Origin of the sequence: Paracoccus maritimus (assembly GCF_025195095.1) — a bacterium.
Lineage (GTDB): Bacteria > Pseudomonadota > Alphaproteobacteria > Rhodobacterales > Rhodobacteraceae > Paracoccus > Paracoccus maritimus.
This window is the reverse complement of sequence record NZ_JANAVZ010000005.1, coordinates 301,988-320,506: the sequence shown is the minus strand read 5'-3', so window position 1 is coordinate 320,506 and position 18,519 is coordinate 301,988. Positions and strand designations below refer to the sequence as shown.

19 protein-coding genes and 1 tRNA gene are annotated in these 18,519 nt (G+C 61.6%); 11 read left to right on the top strand and 9 right to left on the bottom strand.

Annotated elements, in window-relative coordinates; translation table 11 throughout:
* Positions 1-379: 379 nt before the first annotated feature.
* Complete coding sequence (locus MU516_RS11310) at positions 380-982, top strand: hypothetical protein (protein WP_260277309.1); 603 nt, start codon at positions 380-382, stop codon at positions 980-982.
* A gap of 419 nt (positions 983-1,401) precedes the next feature.
* Here the strand turns inward: MU516_RS11310 and MU516_RS11305 are convergent, their stop codons facing one another.
* The 3 genes from MU516_RS11305 to MU516_RS11295 all read right to left on the bottom strand — a co-directional run bounded on the left by MU516_RS11305 (position 1,402) and on the right by MU516_RS11295 (position 4,643).
* Entirely contained in the window at positions 1,402-2,421 is a 1,020-nt protein-coding gene (locus MU516_RS11305) for a restriction endonuclease (RefSeq protein WP_260277308.1), read from the bottom strand.
* Between the two features lie 631 nt (positions 2,422-3,052).
* Positions 3,053-3,129 (bottom strand) — tRNA-Arg (locus MU516_RS11300).
* Between the two features lie 83 nt (positions 3,130-3,212).
* Positions 3,213-4,643: a sensor histidine kinase gene (locus MU516_RS11295; protein ID WP_260277307.1), complete on the bottom strand. Its 1,431-nt coding sequence runs from the start codon at positions 4,641-4,643 to the stop codon at positions 3,213-3,215.
* Between the two features lie 263 nt (positions 4,644-4,906).
* On the opposite strand from MU516_RS11295, the gene rpmH reads away from it, so the two are divergent.
* From rpmH to MU516_RS11245, 10 genes are all read left to right on the top strand, one after another.
* On the top strand, positions 4,907-5,041 hold the full coding sequence (rpmH, locus tag MU516_RS11290) for a 50S ribosomal protein L34 (RefSeq protein ID WP_028725980.1): 135 nt from the start codon (positions 4,907-4,909) through the stop codon (positions 5,039-5,041).
* Positions 5,042-5,133: 92 nt separating this feature from the next.
* On the top strand, positions 5,134-5,499 hold the full coding sequence (gene rnpA / locus MU516_RS11285) for a ribonuclease P protein component (RefSeq protein WP_260277306.1): 366 nt from the start codon (positions 5,134-5,136) through the stop codon (positions 5,497-5,499).
* Entirely contained in the window at positions 5,496-5,753 is a 258-nt protein-coding gene (gene yidD / locus MU516_RS11280) for a membrane protein insertion efficiency factor YidD (RefSeq protein ID WP_209056513.1), read from the top strand. Before rnpA ends, yidD begins: the two co-directional genes overlap by 4 nt.
* Positions 5,743-6,588 carry a tRNA 2-thiocytidine(32) synthetase TtcA gene (gene ttcA / locus MU516_RS11275; RefSeq protein WP_260277305.1) on the top strand — a complete coding sequence of 282 codons (846 nt, stop codon included), beginning with the start codon at positions 5,743-5,745 and terminating at the stop codon, positions 6,586-6,588. Before yidD ends, ttcA begins: the two co-directional genes overlap by 11 nt.
* 86 nt (positions 6,589-6,674) lie before the next feature.
* Positions 6,675-7,982, top strand: coding sequence for a GGDEF domain-containing phosphodiesterase (locus tag MU516_RS11270; protein ID WP_260277304.1), 1,308 nt, complete (start codon positions 6,675-6,677; stop codon positions 7,980-7,982).
* A 184-nt stretch (positions 7,983-8,166) separates the two neighbouring features.
* Positions 8,167-10,065, top strand: a complete 1,899-nt coding sequence (yidC, locus tag MU516_RS11265) for a membrane protein insertase YidC (protein WP_260277303.1) — start codon at positions 8,167-8,169, stop codon at positions 10,063-10,065.
* Entirely contained in the window at positions 10,062-10,823 is a 762-nt protein-coding gene (locus MU516_RS11260; protein WP_260277302.1) for an MOSC domain-containing protein, read from the top strand. Before yidC ends, MU516_RS11260 begins: the two co-directional genes overlap by 4 nt.
* The gene (gene yihA / locus MU516_RS11255; RefSeq protein WP_260277301.1) at positions 10,820-11,470 is read left to right on the top strand and encodes a ribosome biogenesis GTP-binding protein YihA/YsxC; all 651 of its coding nucleotides are present in this window, start codon (positions 10,820-10,822) and stop codon (positions 11,468-11,470) included. The genes MU516_RS11260 and yihA overlap by 4 nt, the downstream gene beginning before the upstream one ends.
* A 64-nt stretch (positions 11,471-11,534) precedes the next feature.
* Positions 11,535-12,434: an acetylglutamate kinase gene (gene argB, locus MU516_RS11250; protein ID WP_209056659.1), complete on the top strand. Its 900-nt coding sequence runs from the start codon at positions 11,535-11,537 to the stop codon at positions 12,432-12,434.
* A gap of 183 nt (positions 12,435-12,617) precedes the next feature.
* Complete coding sequence (locus MU516_RS11245; protein ID WP_260277300.1) at positions 12,618-13,136, top strand: SixA phosphatase family protein; 519 nt, start codon at positions 12,618-12,620, stop codon at positions 13,134-13,136.
* Positions 13,137-13,207: 71 nt separating this feature from the next.
* Here MU516_RS11245 and MU516_RS11240 read toward each other — a convergent pair whose 3' ends face one another.
* The 6 genes from MU516_RS11240 to MU516_RS11215 form a co-directional block, all read right to left on the bottom strand.
* The gene (locus MU516_RS11240; protein WP_260277299.1) at positions 13,208-14,224 is read right to left on the bottom strand and encodes an amino acid ABC transporter substrate-binding protein; all 1,017 of its coding nucleotides are present in this window, start codon (positions 14,222-14,224) and stop codon (positions 13,208-13,210) included.
* Between the two features lie 158 nt (positions 14,225-14,382).
* Positions 14,383-15,099, bottom strand: coding sequence for an ATP12 family chaperone protein (locus MU516_RS11235; protein ID WP_260277298.1), 717 nt, complete (start codon positions 15,097-15,099; stop codon positions 14,383-14,385).
* Complete coding sequence (locus tag MU516_RS11230; protein WP_260277297.1) at positions 15,096-15,752, bottom strand: HAD-IA family hydrolase; 657 nt, start codon at positions 15,750-15,752, stop codon at positions 15,096-15,098. The genes MU516_RS11235 and MU516_RS11230 overlap by 4 nt, the downstream gene beginning before the upstream one ends.
* On the bottom strand, positions 15,749-16,795 hold the full coding sequence (locus tag MU516_RS11225) for an RluA family pseudouridine synthase (protein WP_260277296.1): 1,047 nt from the start codon (positions 16,793-16,795) through the stop codon (positions 15,749-15,751). Before MU516_RS11225 ends, MU516_RS11230 begins: the two co-directional genes overlap by 4 nt.
* Positions 16,792-17,166 carry a fluoride efflux transporter CrcB gene (crcB, locus tag MU516_RS11220; protein WP_260277295.1) on the bottom strand — a complete coding sequence of 125 codons (375 nt, stop codon included), beginning with the start codon at positions 17,164-17,166 and terminating at the stop codon, positions 16,792-16,794. The genes MU516_RS11225 and crcB overlap by 4 nt, the downstream gene beginning before the upstream one ends.
* A gap of 32 nt (positions 17,167-17,198) precedes the next feature.
* Entirely contained in the window at positions 17,199-18,515 is a 1,317-nt protein-coding gene (locus tag MU516_RS11215) for a replication-associated recombination protein A (protein ID WP_260277294.1), read from the bottom strand.
* Between the last annotated feature and the right edge of the window lie 4 nt (positions 18,516-18,519).

The following is an 18,519-nucleotide window of genomic DNA, read 5'->3' as shown; positions in this document are numbered from 1 at the left end:
GAGGCCTGAAAGGCGCCGCTCCTTGTGATCTGTCTGCAATTCAGCAAACGCGACCTAAATCCTCGCGCTTAATGCCTTTGGATGCCGACATGCGCTGACGTTTCCACACAGCCTAGGCCCACACCGGACATTCGTCAGGAGTTCTAACGCTGCGGTGCGGCTACCCCGAACCGGCCATTCATGCAGGCCGCAGAATTTTACGTGTCTAAATGAGCCGACCTTCGAAGAGGGTGAACGGGCGTCTGTTTCGCTCAGGGACGCCCTAAGAAGAGCTGAGACACTGCTATCTCGAATAGATCTGAACTCTCGCTGCCCCGTATCGACTTGCCACCCCACAAAAATGTAGACTTCGGTAGCCAGCCAGCGCTATTCATTCTCGATGAATAGCCAGTGGAAATACCTCCTCAATCCTGATGTTATGCGGAGGCGCTTTGCGACGGCCGGGCTCTATCTCGTCGCGCACGAAATGCTTGTAGCCTCTATCAAGGAGCCTATCTTAGAGTTTTTCTCCGGAGAGTGGAGTGAAAAGAAGGGTTGGCATTTCAGCAATGCATATCGCCGCGAAGTTTTGGCCTTGGATCCGAAAGGGAAGGAGGATGCTCTACGCGGCTCTATTCGGTGGCTGGAGAAAATGGAAGTCATCGACGTAGATGACCTCAAGTTGATCGAAGAGCTAACCTCTGTGCGGAACATCTTTGCACATGAACTGAGAAACGTAATCTCGACTGGTGAGATGCCAGAATTCGAGACGCTATTTCCCAAGATTGTTTACTTGGTAACTAAGATTGATCGCTGGTGGGTCATCAATGTGGAAATGGCTGTGGACGATCAGTGGGCGGGCAAAGAAATAGAGCCTCAAAATGTTACACCAGGAACCACGCTTCTGTTGCAGATCTTGGAGCAAGTCGCTCTCGGTGATTGTGAGGCAGCGTGGGATTTATATCGAGCCTTTCACAATGATCAGCGCAAACGTAGAAACTAACCACACAACTCCCGAAGTCTCACGCGCTATTGCGAGTTTCGGCTCAAGCAGCTATTCGCCTATGCCGCAAAATCCGTCACTGAAGGGCTCCAAGCCGGCATGCGGCGGTGCGGCGGCCGACTTGCAGTGGTGAGACGGTCTGCCCGGCAAACACGGCCCTTTCCGGCCATCTGACGGAGGTGCAGATGCTGTGGTGCAGCCCGTCGGACGAGCCATTCGCCGCGACCGCGAAACTCATACACGGCCGAAGTCGCACAATACGGACCGTGCCGTCGTTCCCGCTTTCCAACCACTAGCCTTCGCGGTTGCAGCATGAACGACCAAGAGGGGCCGCGGTCAACGTTCGTCGCGGGTGATCAGGCGCCCCCGTCGTAGAGCCGCCGCCAGGGTAATCCCGGCTATCTTATCGTATCGGTTTTCTATTTCTGAGTAGGATCATCGAAATTCAGAAACCCGTTTCCTGGTGTTCGCATTTTGGAGAGCCAAGTTGTCACTGTTTCAAGATTTGCGGTCGTGATAGGATATTCTCTTACCTCAATATCTTTCTTAGCCCCACGGCTAATGTCACTTGTAGTCACAACCATCGCTCCTGTGGCCTTTTCGAAAATGAGGTCAGAATAAAGAGCTTTCACCGTGACACGGTCTATCTTCTCTTTATATCGCTTACACTGGACTATTACCGTCGGCGGCCCAGATTGACTAATATCATCTTTCCATATCCGAAGGTCGACGCCGCCATCATTTCTACCGGGTCCTAACTCAACCGTGTAACCATTGCGCTGAAACCACTCGGCCGTCAATCCTTCAAATTGCCTCCAGTTCATTTCAAACATTTTTTCTGGATTTCGATTTAAAAAGTCGATGAACCTCTGATCGAAGAAACGACCATCATCGGAAGGCAAGGATTCCGACTGGAACAGATCTCGCAATAGTATCGGGTCGGATTTCACTACTTGCCTGACATAGAACGGATTAACCCCTATCTCTTCATCGATTGCAGCGAGAAGACCCGGGAGCCAAGCGGCTTCATTGGCACCCAAGAGCAGCTTTAGCTCTTGTAGGACTTCAGCTTGACTGTCGTCACGAGCGAGTTTGCGCCTCGCAAACTCTCTTCCGACCGCCTCGACCTTCATCAATTCGGATAGGTCGAGGCCTTCGCCTGGCTCTTGCCCAATATTCCAGAGAAACCGGCGGCTAAGAGGAGGCATTCCTGGAGTCCGGGCAGCGCCCAACGCGAACAACAGATCACCGACAGCATCGGCATAATCGCTTGATGCGAGCCGAACGATTTCACGAGCAGTGATTTCTTCGACAAAGCGATGATCACTTCCCAAGCACTCAAGAATGTCAATTTCCCCTAGAGCGAAGCCCGAGCGACAGCCCGCATCTTCCGATAATGATCGAACAAACGCTTCGCTCGGCATCCAGATATGGCCCACCTCCAACCTCCATAAGGATCACAAAGTCACCTTTGCCATATGTTCGCTGACGTCAAGCTACCGCAATTTGCTGAAACCCGATGCGAGTGCCCCGCTGACCTCGCCTGTCCGTCAATGCTGAGCAGGGCGGCGAATGGCAGGGCTGGGTGAGCTGCGCCATGCCTGAATGTCGCTGATGGGCTCAAAGCCGGCATTCGCTGCTCGCTTCATGAACGTCTCGCCCTGCGGCAAAACGATCCCAGATCATTCATTGGGGGGCAGGGAGATTGCCCTGCCGCGCCTTTTCCGGGTCCAAGGGGATTTGGGCAAGCCAAACGCCCTTGGTCGACAGGGGGAAGACGCTGCCTTCCCCCTCGGGCAAGCCGATTAGACCGGGCCGTGTCCTCGGCTGCGCCTGCGGGCCGCACCACCCCGGTCGAATAGACTTGCCTCGCCCCCTTCTGCGTTCGCCACGTGGCAGACCTGCAAGAGCGCGGCCCAAGGGCCGGTTCTTGCAGGTTACGCCAATGATGGAAGGAAAAGGGATGCCCAGGACGCAAAATGCCAGACGTCGGCGACGACGCCAGACGTCCGGTTGGGTCAGAAATCTGACGGAAAGCCAAATATCTCTGACAGACGATAATGAGATGAATGGCGGACCCGGAGCGATTCGAACGCCCGACCCCCAGATTCGTAGTCTGGTGCTCTATCCAGCTGAGCTACGGGTCCGTCGTAGGGCGGTGATCTATCGCCGCCGTCTGGGGGATGCAAGGGGTATCGGTCAAAAAGTTCGTCTTTCGGTCGCTTGCTGATCAAACTGCGCCCGGGTCGGGCGTCACGGAGGGCGAGGCCATGTCCCGAGGCAGGTGTATCATGAACTCGGTCCCTTCGGCATCGCTTCGCATCAGTTCAAGCTTTCCTCCATGACCGCGGATCAGGTCTGCCGCGATCGTCAGGCCAAGTCCAGTACCCCCCTTCCGCGCGCTGCCGGTGAAGGGCTTGAACAGGAACTCTCGCGCCTTATCTGGCAGGCCCGGCCCGGTATCACCCACACGGATCCACCAGTCGGTGTCGGTCTCGCCTGCCCCGATCTCGACCGTGCCGGGCTGGCCGGTCCCCTCGATGGCCTGGCGCGCATTGCGGCCCAGATTGGTCAGGACGCGATACAGTTGATCCCTGTCGGCACGGATCATCAGGCTGGGCGGGATGTCGGTCAGAAATTCGACCTGCGGCTGACCGGCCGACTGCCCTGCCAGCGTCTCGGCCTCGACCAGTTCAGACACAAGCTGCGACAGGTTGAACCGCGACAGTGTTGGTGCGGGCTCTTCGGCCTTGCCGAACGCCAAAGTCGTCTCGCACAGGGTCACGGCCCGAGAGATGGATTTCAGCAACTTCGGCGCGGCCCGCTTGACCTTGGGATCGGCGCTGTCTTCCAGCCTGTCGGCGAAAATCTGCGCGGTGGTCAGGATATTGCGCAGATCGTGGCTGATCTTCGCGACGGCTTGCCCCAACAGCGCCATGCGTTCCTTCTGCTTCAGCGAAGATGTCACGGTCTTCTGCATCGCCTCAAGCGCGGTCTCTGCCTCGCGCAGCTCGGCCAAGCGCGCATCGGGACGGATGATGTGGCGCGGATCCTCGGGGGCACCGGCATAGGCGGACAGGTTGCTGATCACCCTTCGAATAGGGACCAGAATCAGCCGTTGCGCCGCAAGGTTCAGCAGCACCGCAGTCAGGATCGAGAATGCCGCGGACAGCGCCAGAAGCCGCACGCCATATTCGACCATCGCCGTACGCAGCGGCGCGGTCGGCATGGTGATCTCGATCAGCTGGCCCGCCTGATTGACGGGGGCGCCGATCACGCGGATGACCCTGTCGGTATTGTCGCGAAGCGTCGCAAGCGCATCGTCCACGGTCTGCAAGACGGTCTCGTCACGCAGATCATAGGTGTCACTGACAGGACCGGGGATGATCGAGGCCAAGACAAGCTGTCGCACGTCGTTACGCCGCAAGACGACGTTGAAGACGCCGGCATTCTGCAAAAGCTCGGATTCCAGGTCGGCGGCCAGCGACTCATCTGTTGTCGCCAGCAGCGCGAGGCTGGCGATCTGGGCGCGCTCCAGTCGCGATTCGAGATAGTCCAGCCGAAAGCTGGCCAGCGCGGGCAGCAGGATGAAGACTTCTGCAAGCACCACGAAAATCATCGTCAGTGCTGCGAATCGGCCAGAGATCGTGTTCAGTCGCATCTTGTCCGGGTCGTGGCCTTCTAACACCCGCTTTTGCCGGGCAAGGCGGCAATTGCACATCAAACGAATGTGATCGCTGCCGGGTTCCACCAGCGCGACCGATATATTCCGACGCCATAAAGACAGGTGATGCCGGTTGACGCCACCCCCAGCTTGCACTATCCAGCGGGCTTCGAACAACCGGCGCGTTCGCGTGCGGGCCTGTGACGTTTTGTCCTGCCGCACCGGCCGCCACCCGCAAGCATCGACCCGGAGACCTGACCATGAAGCGCACTTTCCAACCCTCGAACCTCGTTCGTGCGCGCCGTCACGGCTTTCGTGCCCGCATGGCCACCAAGGGCGGCCGTCGCGTGCTGAACGCCCGTCGCGCCAAGGGCCGCAAGCGTCTGTCGGCCTAAGTACGACCGGCGGTATCTTCCGCCGTCGAAAGGCTGTGATCATGCCGCCCATGCCCCATCCAAGCGCTGAAGCTCAGCCACGGGATGACGGCATGGCGGCATTTCGCATGTCCGGCAGACCGAATGGAATGCCCCCTGTGCTAAGGAAGCGTGCCGAGTTTCTGGCTGCGGCCAAGGCACGGCGGCAGGGGACGCCCGGCTTTCTGTTGCAGGCGCGGCGACGCGCTGATGACGGTCCGGCGCGGGTCGGCTTTACCTGTTCAAAGAAGGTAGGCAACGCTGTTCTTCGCAACCGCGCCAAGCGTCGCTTGCGGGAAATAGCAAGGCTTTGCCTGCCAGACGCGGGAATGCGTGGTTGGGATTATGTGCTGATCGGGCGGCCCGGGGTCACCGTCAGCCGCGACTTCACCGCGATGCGCGACGATCTGTCGCGCGCACTGCGCAAGATTCACGCATGAGCCCGCTGGCGCGGATGCTTGCACTGCCGGTGCGCGCCTACCGTCTGGTCGCCTCGCCCTGGGTCGGACATGGCTGCCGGTTCCAGCCGACCTGTTCGGCCTATGCGCTGGAGGCGCTGCAACGCCACGGCGCGATTCGTGGCGGTTGGCTTGCGCTGCGGCGCATCTTCCGCTGCCACCCCTGGGGCGGTCAGGGCTATGATCCGGTGCCCGGCGCCGACCCCGATCACGAAAGGCATTCCGATGCTGGATGACAGCGACGACACCGACATTCATGCCCTGTTCGCAGGCGCCCCGTCATCGACCGAATTTCGCAAACTGCGCAAGCGGTTGGTCCGCGAGACCCGCGCCGCAATCGAGGATTTCGGCATGCTCCGGCCCGGCGATCGCTGGCTGGTCTGCATGTCGGGCGGCAAGGACAGCTATACCCTTCTGGCGGTGCTTCACGAGCTGAAATGGCGCGGTCTGCTGCCCGTCGATCTTCTTGCCTGCAACCTGGATCAGGGCCAGCCGGGGTTTCCCGCGACGGTTCTGCCGGAGTTCCTGACCACGCGTGGCGTGGACCACCGGATCGAGTATCAGGACACCTATTCCATCGTCACCGACAAGATCCCACAGGGTCGTACCTATTGCGCGCTATGCTCGCGACTAAGGCGCGGCAACCTGTATCGAATCGCCCGAGAGGAAGGCTGCTCGGCCGTGGTGCTGGGCCATCATCGCGACGACATTCTGGAAACGTTTTTCATGAACCTGTTCCACGGTGGCAGGCTGGCTGCGATGCCGCCGAAGCTGTTGAACGAGGAAGGCGATCTGAATGTGTTGCGTCCATTGGCCTATGTCGCCGAAGACGACTGCGATCGGTTCGCACGGGCGATGAACTATCCCATCATTCCCTGCGATCTATGCGGCAGCCAGGAAGGGCTGCAACGTGTCCAGGTCAAGAAACTGCTGGATGAATGGGAGGCCCGCAGCCCGGGGCGCCGGCAGGTGATGTTCCGCGCGCTGATGAATACCCGTCCGTCGCACCTGCTGGACCCGAAACTGTTCGATTTCGCCTCGTTGTTCCCGGATTCCTCAGGCTCTGGCTGATTATCAACTCGGACGCCGGGAACATTAACGGAACAAAAAGCATTCTGGGCTAGTCATGGTCGCGACGCTTCCGTGAAAGGGCCACGATGTTGGCAAGGGCAATCACTTCCGGATACCGGTTCCTGCGTGGGCTGCGGCAACGCCTGAATGGACGGTCCACACCCCATGCGCGCAGCCTGCTTTTGCTGCGGCTGGAAAATCGCGACCTGCTTTCGGCTCATCTTGGCAAGGCCGGATTCAACCATCTGCTGGTCGGCCTGACTGTGCGCCTCAGCCGCGCCATCCGCCCTGATGATCCTGTGCAGATGCCAGAACGCGGCATGTTTGCCGTGGTGTTGACCAACCGTCACGAAGATGAGGCAAAGCGCATCGCCCTGCGGCTTCAGGCGCAGGCCCAGAAACACCTTCCGATTTCGGGGATATCGGTTCTGCCCGTCCTCACCGGCGTGCTGGTCCACGCGGAAGGCGCCGGCCAACCCGATTTGGAAGATCTGGTTCGCAACGCCCGCTGCCGTCTGGACGACGGCGATCCATCACGCCTGGGGCGGATCACGCTCTTTGCGCATGACCCCGACCTTGACGGCGGCGACCTGCCCGCGACGGTCGCCGAAGCCGCGGCTGACGGACAGATCGTGGCACATTTCCAGCCCCAGCTATGCTGCAATTCCGGCCGCGTAACCGGGTTCGAGGCACTGGCACGCTGGAACCACCCTGCCCGCGGCCTTCTGCCGCCTTCGGCCTTCATGCCGCGGATGAGCGATGAGGATCATCGAGCCCTGACCCTGTGCATAATGCGCCAGGCGATCTTGGCCCTGAAGCACTGGGACCAGCAGGGCTGGCATGTGCCGACCGTCTCGATCAACATATCCAACAGTGAATTGTCGGACCCCGGATTTGCGACGGCACTGCTGTGGGAACTGGACCGGCAGGACATCGGTGCCGACAGGCTGGTTCTGGAAGTGCTGGAAAACGTCGCCCCCGTCACCAGCAGCACCGAAGCCCGGGAAAACCTGTCCCTGTTGACGCGCGCGGGTTGCCGGTTGGATCTGGACGATTTCGGGACCGGATATGCCAGCCTTGATGCGATCCGGCAATTCGGCATCCATCGGATCAAGATCGACCGCAGCTTCGTGATGGGATGCGACATCGATGCCGGTCAGCAGCGCATGATCCTGGCGATCCTGGCACTGGCAGAAAGGCTGGGCATCGCGGCCTTGGCCGAGGGTGTGGAAACCCGCGACGAACATGGGTTTCTGGCGCAGATGGGATGCGATGAGGTGCAGGGCTATGCGATCGCGCGCCCGATGTCATTGGAAGACACGTTCGAATTCCTGTCGCAGCACGCCGTCAATTCCAGGAACATGCCGGGGCTTCCGCGGCGCGACGCCGGCTAAAATCGCGGGCGTCAAGCTGCGCACCACCACCTCGGCCATCCCTTCTCGCCTGCAAACCACACGCGCAGCCTGCCAATCGGGTGAATTTCTTACCCTGCACCGTCGCAAGCGGGCAAATGCGCTTGACCTTTCAGCCCCCCTTCTGTTGAACCGGCGCGACTGACGCGATGACAGTGGTGACCCGATGCAAGACAACAACCGCAATCTGATCCTGGCGACGGTATTGTCGTTTCTGGTGATCCTGATCTGGTACACCGTCTTCGCACCGGAACCACCAACAGAACAGCAGCCCGAACCTGCCGTGTCAGAACAGGGTGTCAATGACGGCGCCGCGCTGCCGCCTTCCGCGAACGCGCCAGACGCGACGACCACCGCCGATCTGGGTGGCGCCAACGCCACCGAGGCAGAGGCGAGCGCCGGACGCATCGAGATCGAGACCCCCTCGCTGCGTGGTTCGATCTCTTTGGCGGGTGGTCGGATCGACGACCTGCAACTGACGAAATATCAGGAGACGCTGGCCGAGGATTCCCCGGATGTCCGGCTGCTTGCCCCGTCATCTGCGACAGCAGATCCCTCAATCGACGCCGCTGGCGCCAAGCCCTATTACGCAGTCTATGGCTGGACACCAGGCCCCGGCGTGGATCCCGCTTTGGTGCCCGGTCCGGCAACAATCTGGCGCGTGGAATCCGGCGATACTCTGGCACCCGGCCAGCCCGTCACGCTGGCCTGGGACAACGGCGCGGGCCAGGTTTTCCGCCGGATCTTCGAACTGGACGAAGACTATCTCTTCACGGTGAACCAGAGCGTTCAGAACAACGGCGAAAGCAGCTTCAGCGCTGCGCCCTATGGCATCATAGCCCGTCACGGACGGCCCGACACCCAGAACTTCTTCGTTCTGTTCGAGGGCGCGGTCGGCATGCATGACGGCGAGCTGATAGAGCTGAAATACAAGAACATCGTCGATCTTGATCCGGTGGCCCGCGAAGGCCGCGCCGAGGTGATCGACGTGAATGAAAACGGCTGGATCGGCTTTACCGACAAGTACTGGATGACCACGCTGGCACCGGCACCGGGCCAAGCATTTACCGCCGTCGTCAAGTACGCCGAGAACGCGGATATCTATCAGACCGAAGCCCGCTATCCGCTGCAGACGGTTCAGCCCGGCGCGCAGGCCAGCACGACCGGCTATCTTTTTGCCGGCGCAAAGGTGACCGAGATCATTCGCGGCTACGAGGAAGATCCCGGCATCCAGCGTTTCGTCGACTCGATCGACTGGGGCTGGTTCTATTTCCTGACGAAACCGATCTTCAGCCTGCTGCACTGGCTGAACACGCATATCGGCAACATGGGTTGGTCGATCATCGCGCTGACCTTCATCCTGAAGCTGCTGGTCTTCCCGCTGGCGCGCAAATCCTACATCTCGATGGCGAAGATGAAGGAACTGCAGCCCGAGATGGAGGCCATCAAGGAACGCACCGGCGACGACCGGATGAAGTATCAGAAAGAGGTCATGGAGCTGTACAAGACCCAGAAGGTGAACCCGGCCGCGGGCTGCCTTCCGGTGCTGCTGCAGATCCCGATCTTCTTTGCGCTCTACAAGGTGATCTTCGTCACGATCGAACTGCGGCACGCGCCGTGGATCGGCTGGATTCGCGACCTCGCCGCGCCCGACCCCTCAAGCCTGCTGAACCTGTTCGGGTTGCTACCCTTCTCGCCGCCCGCCCAGGGAACGCTGCTGCACTCGTTGTCGCTGCCGGCTCTGGCGATCGCGCTGGGGATCAGCATGTGGATGCAGCAACGGCTGAACCCAACCCCGACCGACCCCGCACAGAAAATGATCTTTGCGTGGATGCCGTGGGTGTTCATGTTCATGCTGGGCGGCTTCGCCTCGGGGCTGGTGCTGTACTGGATCACCAACAACACAATCACCATCATCCAGCAGTATTCGATCATGTCGATGCACGGCCACCGCCCCGACCTGTTCGGAAATATCAAGGCCGCGATGCCGAAGCGACCGCGGGTGAACGCGGCGAAGAACGGCCAGCCGGATGACAAGGTCAACAGCAAGGGCAAAGGCAAGTGACAGGCCACCTGGCCCATATCCGCCGACATCCGATCAAGTCGATCGGCGGCGAGGGGCTGGACAGGGTCACGTTGATCGCCGCACGCCGCCTGCCCGGCGACCGCGAATTCGCGGTCGTCACCGAACGGGGTGAACGCAATGCGCGCGCCAGCGAAACGGCAGGCCAGCCTGATCGCTGGCTGCCCAAGTCCTGCTTCGTGCGGGGCATCGCCTCACCGCTGGTGCAGGCGATCAGTGGCGGCTGGCAGGACAAACGCATCGCGCTGACGCATCCCGCGCTGCCCGGCCTGACCTTCGATCCCGAGACCGAGCAGGAAAGACTGCTGGACTGGCTGCGGCCAATATGGCCTGCCGATTCCGGGGCTGCATCGCGGCTGGTCAGGGGCGCGGCGATCTGGACCGACAACAAATGGCCTTGGATCTCGATCCTGTCGATGACCAGCCTCGCGCAGCTGGAACAGGAAATTGGTCACACGCTGGGGATCCATCGCTGGCGTGGCAATCTGTGGATCGACGGGTGGCAGCCCTTTGCGGAACGCGACATGATCGGACAGATTCTGACTATCGGCGATGTCGAGCTTCGCGTGACGGATCATATCGGCCGGTGCGATGCGACCAGCTCTGACACCGACACCGGTCAGCGCGATCTGGATATGGTCGCAACGCTGGAACGTCTTTATGGGCACACCGAGTTCGGCATTTTCGCCGAAGTTGTCACCGGCGGGAACATCGCCATCGGGGATAGGATTGCCGCATGAAAGTCGCCTTCCCCTGTGCCCCCGAACCCGATGCCGATCAGGCCGAGGCCGCCCGCCTGCTGTTCGCGGGCCCGGTTGATTTCGTCAAGGGCGTGGTTGCGATGGACGGTTTGCCGGCCGCGGATCGGCCAGAGGTCTGCTTTGCCGGCCGTAGCAATGTCGGCAAGTCCAGCCTTATCAATGCGCTGACCGGTCGCAAGGGCTTGGCCCGTGCCTCGAACACACCGGGCCGAACGCAAGAGATCAACTATTTCACGCTTGGCGATCACGGCTATCTGGTCGATCTTCCGGGCTATGGCTTCGCCAAGGCACCGATCGCCGTCGTTGCGAAATGGCAGGCGCTGCTGAAATCCTACCTGGCGGGCCGCCCGACGCTGCGCCGGGCCTTTTGCCTGATCGACGCCAGACATGGCGTGAAACCGGTCGACCACGAGATCATGACCCTTCTGGACAGATCCGCCGTGCCGTTTCAGGTCGTTCTGACCAAGGCCGACAAGCTGGGTCCGAACGCGATCAAGTCGGTTCTGGCACAGGTCGAGGCCGAGTTGCAGAAGCACCCCGCCGCCTTTCCGCAACTGGTCGCCACATCGTCGGAAAAGGGCGAAGGCATCGCGACACTGCGGGCGATCATCGCCGGTCTGGACTGACAGGGCGCGCCGTCCTAGGGTCCGCCCTGTCGCACAGGGGCCTTTAGGGATGAAAAAACAGAAGATGAACCGGGACTGGATCGCCACCGCGCGCACATTGTCAGAGGCCCTGCCCTATCTGCAGCGCTATTCCAACGCAGTCGTCGTGGTCAAGTTCGGCGGCAATGCGATGGGCGACGACGAGGCAATGGCCGAATTCGCCCGCGATATCGTCCTGATGAAGCAGGTTGGCATGAATCCGATCGTCTGTCATGGCGGTGGCCCCATGATCAACGACCTGCTGGCCAAGCTGGGAATCGAAAGCCGCTTTGTGCGGGGCAAGCGCGTGACCACCAAGGAAACCGTCGAAGTGGTCGAAATGGTGCTGTCCGGTCTGGTGAACAAACGCATCGTGCAGGCGATCAACGACGCGGGCGGGCGCGCCGTTGGTATCAGCGGCAAGGATGACGACATGATGGTCTGCGAGGCCGATGACCCCGAGTTGGGCTTCGTGGGCCGGCCCGTGGAAATGAACATCCAGATCATCCGCGATCTGTATACCGCAGGCATGATCCCGGTTTGTGCACCTGTGGCCACTGGCATGGAGGACAACGAGACCTTCAACGTCAATGGCGACACCGCTGCCGGCGCGATCGCCGGTGCCTTGAAGGCCGACCGGCTGTTGCTGCTGACCGATGTCGCGGGCGTCAAGGACGAGACCGGCGAGGTGGTGACGCAACTGCACCCCGATCAGGTCCGCGAGATGATCGCCGACGGCCGGATCGGCGGCGGCATGATTCCGAAGACCGAAACCGCCCTGAAGGCGATCGAGGACGGCGTGCGTGCCGTCGTGATCCTTGATGGCCGGGTTCCCAATGCCTGTCTTCTGGAACTTTTCACCGAACACGGTGCGGGCAGCCTGATCCGTTCGACCGAACCGCGTGTGACACCGCGCGGCCTTCGGCAAGGCGAAGGCGGCCTATAGCTCAAACCGACGATTGTTACCGGAAACCGGCCTGCCACGCACCAGCGGCCGAGACGCAGCGGATTTGGGTACGACTTCGCGAGCGCATGTGTCTTCGCGCGATGTCGGTGGCGCTTGCCCGCGCCGCAGCGCCTGTGGCAGGCTGCCTGAACAATTGGCATGGCATATGAGGCAGTTTACCCCATGACACCGCTTGGACATCGACGGCTGATCCTGACCCGCCACGCCAAATCGGCATGGGACGATCCGACGCTTGCAGATCATGACCGGCCCTTGAACGCCAGAGGTCGCAGATCCGCACTTGCGCTGGGGGATTGGCTGGCAAGCCGTGGATACGAGCCCGAGGAAGTCCTGTGCTCGTCCGCGCGCCGGACGCAGGAAACCTGGGCTATGGTGGCGGCCGCCCCGGTCGAGGTCAGGCCACTGCTGCGGATCGAACCGGGATTGTATCACGCCAGTCCCGACAAGATGCTGACGATCCTGCGCACCGCCAGCCACCCGACCGTGATGATGATCGGACATAATCCGGGCATTTCGGAATTTGCCGCGCTGCTGCCGGCGCGCCCGCCCCTGGATCCGGATTTCCGCCGTTATCCGACTGCGGCAACATTGGTCGTGGATTTCCAGATCGACAGCTGGTCCGAGATGCAGCCCGGCGAAGGCAGTGTCATGGATTTCGTGCGCCTTGATGGACGGAACTGATCCGAGCGGCGCCCCGGCCATGGGGCGCCCTCATTATTCCTTGTCAGCCGCCGGCTTCACGGGACCGGCTTTCAACGGAAAGGCGGCGCATACATAAGCCCGCCCTGCGTCCATTGTGCATTCAGACCGCGCGCGAGACCGATCGGAGTCTGCTCCCCGATGTTGGCCGCGAAGATCTCGCCATAATTCCCGCTGGCCTGAATGGCGCGTTTGGCCCATTCCGCATCCAGCCCGATCATCGCGCCCAGATCATCCCTGACGCCCAGAAGCCGCTGGATCTCGGGAGTTGCCGACGACTTGACCAGTTCCTCGATATTCTTCGAGGTGACGCCGTATTCTTCCGCCGCAATCAGCGCGAACAATGTCCACCGCACCACATCGCCCCATTGCCCGTCCTGTTGTCGGACAACCGGGCCAAGCGGCTCCTTCGAAATGATCTCGGGCAGAACGATATGATTCTCGGGATCGGCGAAGGCGGCGCGCGTCGCGGCCAGACCCGAGGCGTCCGTCGTATAGGCGTCGCAGTCGCCAGCGGTATAGCGCCGTTCACCCTCGGCATCGCTTTCGACCTCGACCGTATTCAGCGTCATGCCGTTGGCGCCGAAATAATCGGCCAGATTCTGCGCGCTGGTCGAACCACGCTGCACGCAGATCGGCGCCTCGCCGAGTTCCTTGACCGAGGTGACGCCCAATTCCTTTCGCACCATGAAGCCCTGGCCGTCATAGTAATTGACGCCCGCGAATTCCAGCTTCAGTGCGGCATCCCGCGAGAAGGTCCAGGTGGAATTGCGAACCAGCAGATCCACCTCGCCGTCCATCAGCAATTTGAAGCGGGTTTCCAGATCGGTCGGAACAAACTTGACCTTGGACGGATCCCTGAGAACTGCGGCGGCGACGGCGCGGCAGAACGCCACATCGAATCCCGTCCAGTTGCCATTGGCGTCAGGCGCGGCAAAGCCCGCCAGGCCGGCATTCACGCCGCAATGCAGTTCGCCGCGCTGCCTGATATCCGCCAGCACTTCGGCAGAGGCCTGCGCCACCAGCATCCCGGTAGCCGCAAGCGCGCCGAGTGTTGCCCTTCCAATCATCACTGCCCCTTCTTCCGAGCCGACAAACCCTTTTCGCCGCTACCCGCTGACACGCCGTTCTCGTTGATGAAATCCGCCTGCCGCCGCCGAACTTCGATAGGCAGTATTGTGCCGATACCGCCTGTCAGGTCAAGCCGACCCTTGCTTTCGTGATCGCCTCAATCCGCACGCGACAGGTGCCAGAACCTTTCAGCCGACAGGATGGCCTGACGGCGAGATTCGGCGGCCTGCATCGCTTCTTCGTCTTCGCCCCAGTGGCTGGCCTGAAATGCCTCGTCTATGCGCGACAGCCGGTGCGCTTCCTCGCCATTGATCCGGCCATGCGCCACTGCCAGCCCGATTATCAGCGATCCCGGCACTGTCACGAGATCATGCATCGCCATCAGACCGAAAGGGTCCAGCCCGCTCAACTGGGACCGCAAGCGGGCCAGCGCGTCGGTATCCTGCGGCACGGGGATCACGCCATGCGTAATCCGCAGCGGGGCATGCAGGTGGGTCGCCGACCAGTCGATCAGCGGATCCCAGGCTTCGGCCTGCATCCGGATCAGCGTCTCGGGCTGATCCGCGCGATAGGATAGCAGGTCGGTCGCTCCGTAATCCGCCAGCATCGACACCACGCCATCGAACTGAACCGCGACCTTTTCGATGGCGGAATTCGCCGCTCGGGTCAGCGGCATCGTGGTAGGATCGATCACCTCGCTTTGCGCGTCCCATTCCGCGGCGATCGCCTGCGCCAGCCGCATTGTCGGCAAAGCCAAAGCCAGCTTGCCGGGGGTGCGGACCGGTCGTTCGTCCAGCGTCACCTCCCATCCGCGATCCGCAACCTGCCGCACCGTGGCGCCCGTCCAGAATCGTCTTGCCTTCCATTCGCTCATCCTGCCCACCTTTCGATTTCGCGGGTCAGTGTCGGAAAATCAGGCGCAACCAGCGCCGCACCGGCCTCGCGCAGCGTCGCAGCATCGTGATAACCCCACGCGACCCCAAACCCCACGACACCGGCCGCGCCCGCCATCTGCATGTCGTATCCGGTGTCGCCGATCATGACCGAAGACGACGCATCGCCGCCGGTTTCGAAGATCGCGGCCCGCAGCATCGCGGGATCGGGCTTCGACGGATGGTCGTCGGCCGTCTGCAGATTGACGAAGATCCCTGCCAACCCATGAGCCTCGATCATGCTGTTCACGCCGCGCCGTGACTTTCCAGTCGCGACCGCCAGCAACAGATCGTCCCGAGCGGACAGCTGGTCCAGGCAGTCACGCGCGCCGGGATACAGGGGCGGCTGCTCGACGATCCGTCCGAAGCTGAAGGCCGAGCGATACCCAGCAACGATGCGACGCTGCACGGCATCGTCCACGTCCGGCGCAAGCTCTGCCACCGCACGATCCAGCGACAGCCCGACGCAGGACAGGATTCGCGGCCGGTCGGGTGTTTCAAGTCCGACAAGATCGAAGCCGCGACCCATCGAGGCGCAGATCAGGTGCTGACTGTCCACCAGCGTCCCATCGACGTCGAAGACGACCAGCTTCATGCGTCCTCGTCGAAGGGATCATCAGGCACGTCGTTTTCGTGCCAGCCGAGCGTCTTCCAGGTGCGCATCATATGGTCGGGCAGCGGCGCCGTCAGCGTCATGCGCTTGCCGCTGATCGGATGATCGAAGCTCAGGCTGCGGGCGTGAAGATGCAGCTTGCGGCTGATCTCTCCACCCAGCTGCGCGCCCCATCCGTCGCCCAGGTTTTCCTGACCCGAACCGCCGTATTTTCCGTCCCCGACGATCGGGTGGCCCAGTTCCGCCATGTGGGCGCGCAGCTGATGGGTGCGACCGGTGATCGGCACCAGCGCGCACCAGCTGACACGCGTTCCAAGCGCATCAAGAACTGCGTAATCGGTCGTCGCGCGCTTCGCGCCCTCGGTCCCGGTGATGTCGCGAGGGTGAACGGCGATCATCTTCTCGCCCTCTCCGGACCTCCCATGGCCGGGCGCCTTCACCAAACCATAGCGGATCGTGCCCATGCGCGGCGACGGGACACCGGCGACAGCCGCCCAGTAGATCTTTCGGGTCGTGCGCGACCGGAAGGCCTCGGACAGGGCGCGGGCGATGCGGTCTGTGCGTGCCAGCAACAGCAGGCCCGAGGTATCCTTGTCCAGGCGATGCACCAGTTTCGGGCGATCCTTATAGCCGAACATCAGGGCACCGGTCAGCCCGTCGACATGACGGTTACCCTGGCCGCTGCCACCTTGGCTTGGCAGTCCCGCCGGTTTGTTCAGGGCGATGATATGCTGATCCTTCCACAGCACCGCCTGCTGGATCATATCGCGATCTGCGTCGGGTATCCGTTCCGCCGCGGGTCTGGGCGTTGCCGCGGCAGAAGGCACCGGCGGAACGCGCACCTCTTGTCCGGCCTCGATCCGCACACTCGCCTTCACGCGCCCGCCATCGACACGTAACTGGCCGGTGCGGCACATCTTTTCGACAGCGCCCTGGGTCAGCTGAGGAAACCGCTTCTTCAGCCAGCGATCCAGCCGCTGATCGCCCTCGTCCGCACCAACGATCAGGGATTGAACTCCGCTCATGCCCATAGCCCGCGACCAAGCGCCATGCCCGCCACCACGGCGGCAATCGAAAGCAGCACCGAAGCGATGATATAGACCGCGGCACCGACATGCTGGCCGCGCTCCCACAGGGTCAGCGCATCCAGCGAAAAGGCCGAAAACGTCGTGAACCCGCCCAACAAGCCGGTCAGCAGCAACGGCGCGAAATGATTGTTCCAGCGATAGGCCATGAACGCCGCAAGCACGCCCATGGCAAAGCTGCCCACAACGTTGACCACGCCGGTGGCGACAGGAAAACCGGGCCCGTGCCACGCAATCGCGCGATAGACAGCATAGCGCGCAGTGGCGCCCATCGCGCCGCCGATCGCGACCTGAAAGAACGGATTCATCATGGCATGCTCCTGCGCCGGAACGGTGGCGAAAGTCAACCGCCGCGCTTTTTTCGCAGTCCCACGAACCAGTCCAGCCGCTTCTTAAGCTCTCTCTCGAAGCCCCGTTCGACCGGAGTATAGAGAACGGGCCGTTTCATACCGTCGGGAAAATAGTTTTGGCCGCTGAACCCGTCTTCGGCGTCGTGATCATAGGCATAGCCCGAACCGTAGCCCTGGTCTTTCATCATCCGCGTCGGCGCGTTCAGGATATGGGCGGGGGGCATCAGGCTGCCGGTGCGACGGGCCTCGGCCCGCGCCCCTTTATATGCGACATAGCCCGCGTTCGATTTCGGCGCCAGCGCGAGATAGATCAGCGCCTGTGCCAGCGCCAGTTCACCCTCGGGACTGCCAAGCCGTTCATACAGGGACCAAGCATCAAGACAGTGCCGGGCGGCGGCCGGATCGGCCAGGCCGATATCCTCTACGGCCATCCGTGTGATGCGGCGCGCCAGATAGCGCGGATCTTCGCCGCCCTCCAGCATTCTGCCGAACCAGTACAAGGCGGCGTCGGGATCGCTGCCCCGCACCGATTTGTGCAGGGCAGAAATGAGGTTGTAATGTTCATCGCCGGACTTGTCGTATTTCGCGGCCCGCCGCATCAACCGCTGTGCCATTGCCTGTTGATCGACGGGTGCTTCCGTCTTCCACGCCGCAACCTGTTCGATCAGGTTCAGCGCCGCGCGGCCATCGCCATCCGCCATCTCTAGCAGCGCTTCGCGTGCGGATGCGGTCAGCGGCAGCTTACGCCCAAGCTCTTTCTCGGCGCGCTGCGCGAGGCGTTCCAGATCCGCAAGGCTCAGCCTTTGCAGAACGATCACCTGCGCCCGCGACATCAGCGCGGCGTTCAGTTCGAATGACGGGTTCTCGGTCGTGGCGCCGACCAGAAGGATCGTTCCGTCTTCCATGTGCGGCAGGAAGCTGTCCTGCTGCGCCTTGTTGAAACGATGGATTTCATCGACGAACAGCAATGTGCCGCGACCTTGCTGACGGCGCAGCTTCGCGGCATCGAACACCTTTCGCAGCTCGGGGACGCCCGTAAAGATCGCGCTGATCTGGACGAAGGCAAGATCGGTCTCGTCGGCCAGCAGACGGGCGATGGTGGTCTTGCCGACGCCAGGCGGACCCCAGAGGATCAGAGAGGACAGGCTGCCCGCCGCCAGCATCGACCCCAACGGGCCTTCGGACCCAAGGATATTTTCCTGACCTATCACATCCGTCATGCGCATCGGACGAATGCGATCTGCCAATGGCCTCGGCGACGCTGCGGCACGAGGCTCGGGGTTTGGGCTTGTTTCGAATAGATCTGCCATGACG

What these genes read in the sequence shown, in the direction of transcription:
- MU516_RS11310 (WP_260277309.1), top strand. Translation starts at nt 380, where the DNA reads ATGAATAGCCAGTGGAAATACCTCCTCAATCCTGATGTTATGCGGAGG.
- MU516_RS11295 (WP_260277307.1), bottom strand. Translation starts at nt 4,643, where the DNA reads ATGCGACTGAACACGATCTCTGGCCGATTCGCAGCACTGACGATGATT.
- rpmH (WP_028725980.1), top strand. Translation starts at nt 4,907, where the DNA reads ATGAAGCGCACTTTCCAACCCTCGAACCTCGTTCGTGCGCGCCGTCAC.
- rnpA (WP_260277306.1), top strand. Translation starts at nt 5,134, where the DNA reads ATGGCGGCATTTCGCATGTCCGGCAGACCGAATGGAATGCCCCCTGTG.
- yidD (WP_209056513.1), top strand. Translation starts at nt 5,496, where the DNA reads ATGAGCCCGCTGGCGCGGATGCTTGCACTGCCGGTGCGCGCCTACCGT.
- ttcA (WP_260277305.1), top strand. Translation starts at nt 5,743, where the DNA reads ATGCTGGATGACAGCGACGACACCGACATTCATGCCCTGTTCGCAGGC.
- MU516_RS11270 (WP_260277304.1), top strand. Translation starts at nt 6,675, where the DNA reads ATGTTGGCAAGGGCAATCACTTCCGGATACCGGTTCCTGCGTGGGCTG.
- yidC (WP_260277303.1), top strand. Translation starts at nt 8,167, where the DNA reads ATGCAAGACAACAACCGCAATCTGATCCTGGCGACGGTATTGTCGTTT.
- yihA (WP_260277301.1), top strand. Translation starts at nt 10,820, where the DNA reads ATGAAAGTCGCCTTCCCCTGTGCCCCCGAACCCGATGCCGATCAGGCC.
- argB (WP_209056659.1), top strand. Translation starts at nt 11,535, where the DNA reads ATGAACCGGGACTGGATCGCCACCGCGCGCACATTGTCAGAGGCCCTG.
- MU516_RS11245 (WP_260277300.1), top strand. Translation starts at nt 12,618, where the DNA reads ATGACACCGCTTGGACATCGACGGCTGATCCTGACCCGCCACGCCAAA.
- MU516_RS11240 (WP_260277299.1), bottom strand. Translation starts at nt 14,224, where the DNA reads ATGATTGGAAGGGCAACACTCGGCGCGCTTGCGGCTACCGGGATGCTG.
- MU516_RS11235 (WP_260277298.1), bottom strand. Translation starts at nt 15,099, where the DNA reads ATGAGCGAATGGAAGGCAAGACGATTCTGGACGGGCGCCACGGTGCGG.
- MU516_RS11230 (WP_260277297.1), bottom strand. Translation starts at nt 15,752, where the DNA reads ATGAAGCTGGTCGTCTTCGACGTCGATGGGACGCTGGTGGACAGTCAG.
- MU516_RS11225 (WP_260277296.1), bottom strand. Translation starts at nt 16,795, where the DNA reads ATGAGCGGAGTTCAATCCCTGATCGTTGGTGCGGACGAGGGCGATCAG.
- crcB (WP_260277295.1), bottom strand. Translation starts at nt 17,166, where the DNA reads ATGATGAATCCGTTCTTTCAGGTCGCGATCGGCGGCGCGATGGGCGCC.
- MU516_RS11215 (WP_260277294.1), bottom strand. Translation starts at nt 18,515, where the DNA reads ATGGCAGATCTATTCGAAACAAGCCCAAACCCCGAGCCTCGTGCCGCA.